The following is a 1,698-nucleotide window of genomic DNA, read 5'->3' on the forward strand; positions in this document are numbered from 1 at the left end:
CTCGAGGACATCGAGCGCGAGATCCGCGACATGCTCGAAGTCGAGCCGCAGGCCGTTGCAGGTCTGGCCGAGATCGAGCCCGGCGCCGAGCTGCCGCCGCTGCACGACATCGAGGAAGACCTCGAAAAGATGCGCCGCGACCGCGAGCGCCTCGGCGCCGTCAATCTGCGCGCCGAGGAAGAGCTGCGCGAGGTCGAGACCCAGCACAATGGTCTGGTCACCGAGCGCGACGATCTCGTCGAAGCCATCAAGCGGCTGCGCCAGGGCATCCAGAGCCTCAACAAGGAGGCGCGCGAGCGGCTCCTGACCTCGTTCGAGGTCGTCAACAACCACTTCAAGCGCCTGTTCGTCGAGCTGTTCGGCGGCGGCGAAGCCGCGCTGCATTTGATCGAGAGCGACGACCCGCTGGAAGCCGGCCTCGAGATCATCGCCAAGCCGCCCGGCAAGAAGCCGCAGACGCTGTCGCTGCTCTCGGGCGGCGAGCAGGCGCTGACCGCGATGGCGCTGATCTTCGCGGTGTTCTTGACCAACCCCTCGCCGATCTGCGTGCTGGACGAAGTCGACGCGCCGCTCGACGACCACAACGTCGAACGGTACTGCAACCTCCTGCACGAGATGACCGGCTCGACCGACACGCGCTTCATCATCATCACGCACAATCCGATCACGATGGCGCGGATGAACCGCCTGTTCGGCGTCACCATGGCCGAGCGCGGCGTGTCGCAACTGGTGTCGGTGAGCCTGTCAGAGGCCGTGGACATCCTCGACCAGAACGTGGCGTGATATCTCTGGCGTCATTCCGGGGCTCGCGCAGCGAGAACCCGGAATCTCGCGTTACAATCTCCAGCTTCCGGATTCGCGCGTCGCGCGCTCTGGAATGACGCGAGGTTGCTGATGATCGCCCCCACCCTCCCTGCTGAACTCAAGGCAGCCCTCGACGGCAAGCTCCAGGGCTTTTCGCGCAGCGACGCCGCGCAGCGGTCGCAGAAGATCTCAACCGCCTATCGCGCCGGTGGTGGCTCCGGCATGATCAAGTCCGAAGCCGATGCGCTCGCTTATGCGCTCGCGCGCATGCCGGCGACCTACGCGGCGGTGGCGGCCAGCCTCAATGCACTCACGGCGATCGTGCCTGATCTAGCCCCGGAAACCTTGCTCGACGTTGGCGCAGGCCCGGGTAGCGCGAGCTGGGCGGCCGCGGAAGCCTTTCCGTCGCTCCAAGATTTCACGCTGCTCGACGCCAACGCCACGCTCAGCCGGCTCGCGCTCGAATTGGCACGCGACAGCACGCGTCTGGCGGAGTGCCGCTATCTGCCGGGCGATGCCGGCGGCAACCTGGCCGAGGCCTCGCAAGCCGACCTCGTCATTGCGAGCTACATCATCGGCGAGCTCAGTGAGGCTGACCAACGCAAGCTCACCGAGGCGATGTGGGCCAAAGCCTGCCACGCGCTGCTCGTGATCGAGCCCGGCACGCCAGCCGGCTATAGGCGCATCCTCGCGCTGCGCCAGCAACTGATCGCACAAGGTGCCTATATCGCCGCGCCCTGCCCGCACGAAAAGCCCTGCCCGCTCACCGCGCCCGACTGGTGCCATTTCTCCCAGCGCCTGCCGCGCTCACAGGCGCACCGCCAGATCAAGGGTGCCGAGGTGCCGTTCGAGGACGAGCGCTTCATCTACGTCGCCCTGACCCGCACGCCGCCC

Annotated in this window: 1 protein-coding gene and 1 pseudogene; both read left to right on the forward strand. The window is 66.7% G+C overall.

What is annotated here, in order from left to right; all coding sequences use genetic code 11:
- Window positions 1–783 (forward strand): annotated as a pseudogene (locus tag MOV74_RS37530) (chromosome segregation protein SMC); the annotation flags it as partial.
- A 108-nt stretch (window positions 784–891) separates the two neighbouring features.
- Window positions 892–1,698: small ribosomal subunit Rsm22 family protein (locus MOV74_RS37535; RefSeq protein WP_404979231.1), on the forward strand; the 807-nt coding region annotated here is incomplete at its 3' end.

Source organism: Bradyrhizobium sp. SHOUNA76 (assembly GCF_023006445.1).
GTDB lineage: Bacteria > Pseudomonadota > Alphaproteobacteria > Rhizobiales > Xanthobacteraceae > Bradyrhizobium.